At 35.1% G+C, this 1,603-nt stretch carries 2 protein-coding genes; both read left to right on the forward strand.

Features of this window, described 5'->3' with window-relative positions:
* Positions 1–45 precede the first annotated feature (45 nt).
* Complete coding sequence (locus ENL20_00110; protein ID HHE36964.1) at positions 46–1,110, forward strand: UDP-N-acetylglucosamine 2-epimerase (non-hydrolyzing); 1,065 nt, start codon at positions 46–48, stop codon at positions 1,108–1,110.
* Positions 1,111–1,249: 139 nt separating this feature from the next.
* Positions 1,250–1,603, forward strand: a 354-nt coding sequence (locus tag ENL20_00115; protein ID HHE36965.1) for a GntR family transcriptional regulator, incomplete at its 3' end; no start/stop codon positions are given.

Here is a 1,603-nt window from a genome sequence, read left to right on the forward strand (position 1 = left end):
AAAGAAAATTAGACAAACTTTTGATGTGGTTAAGGGGAAAAATCAATGAAAATAGTCACCATCCTCGACGCCAGACCCCAATTCAGCAAAGCAGCAACTGTCTCACGTCAAATCGCAAAACATAAAGATTTGAAAGAAATAATCGTCCATACAGGTCAGCATTTCGATAAAAATATGAGCGAAATTTTTTTCCAGCAAATGCAGATCCCCGAACCGGATTACAATCTGAATGTGAATAGTCTTACACACGGAGCGATGACAGGTCAGATGCTGGCAAAGATCGAGCAGGTTCTGATCAAGGAAAAACCTGACTGGGTGCTGGTTTATGGAGATACGAATTCAACGATTGCAGGTGCTCTTGCTGCAAAAAAGTTACATATCAAAGTTGCTCATATTGAAGCGGGACTGCGTTCATTCAACCGGAAAATGCCGGAAGAGATAAATCGGATTTTAACTGACAGGATCAGTGATATTTTATTTTGTCCTACTGATGAAGCAGTTCAGAACTTGAAAAAAGAAGGATTTGAAAGTTCTGAATGTGTGATCATTAAAAATGGTGATGTCATGCTCGACGCAGCACTTTTTTATACAGATTTGTCACAAAAACCAGGTTTTAAGATTCCTTCTCAATTTATTCTTTCCACAATCCATCGGGCAGAAAACACAGATGATCCGCAACGATTGAAATCAATATTTACTGCTTTAGATAAAATCTCAAAAGATATTCCAATCATTCTTCCTCTCCATCCAAGAACACGAAAAATAATGTCAAAATTAAATCTTGATACCGGACAGATAAAGATCATCGATCCTGTCGGATATCTGGAAATGGTTTGGTTATTAAAGAACTGCTCACTTGTTATGACTGATAGCGGAGGAATGCAGAAAGAAGCATTTTTTTTCCATAAACCTTGCATTACACTTCGTGATGAAACCGAATGGGTCGAACTTGTTGATCATGGTTATAATTTTATTACCGGAGCAGATTCAAATGTAATATATTCTTCCTACAGAGAAATGATAAATAAATCTTTGCATTTTGATCAGGATTTCTATGGAAATGGAAACGCATCCGATATCATAATTCAAGAAATTATGAAAAAAGGTTAATTTCATAACCACTTATAATTTATTATAGATAGACTATTTTTTTTCTTATTTTCAAAAAAAACAAAAATAATCCTTGACAGCAATTGCACTGGTGTATTGGTTGACCCAGACACTAAAGCAGTAGCACAGTGAGGAAGGAATGAAATTTAATGAAAATATTCCGATTTACCTCCAGATTAAGGAGGAGATCGAAAAAGCAATTATCACTAAATCCATCAAAGAAGAAGATAAAATCCAATCTATCAGAACACTTGCTCAACAGTATCGTTTGAATCCGCAGACGATTTCCAGTGCAGTCAGCGAGTTGATAAACGAAGGAATTCTCTATAAAAAGAGAGGAATCGGATTATTTGTAAATAAAGGTGCTCAGCAAGAATTGAAAAAGAAAAAAAGTGCTGAATTCCGTAAAATCGAACTCCAAAAAATAATCAAAAAAGGAAAAAATTTAGGAATCGATAAAAACGAATTTTTCAAAGTCATCGAGCAAATATAT

The sequence above is a fragment of the Candidatus Cloacimonadota bacterium genome (assembly GCA_011372345.1).
GTDB lineage: Bacteria > Cloacimonadota > Cloacimonadia > Cloacimonadales > TCS61 > DRTC01.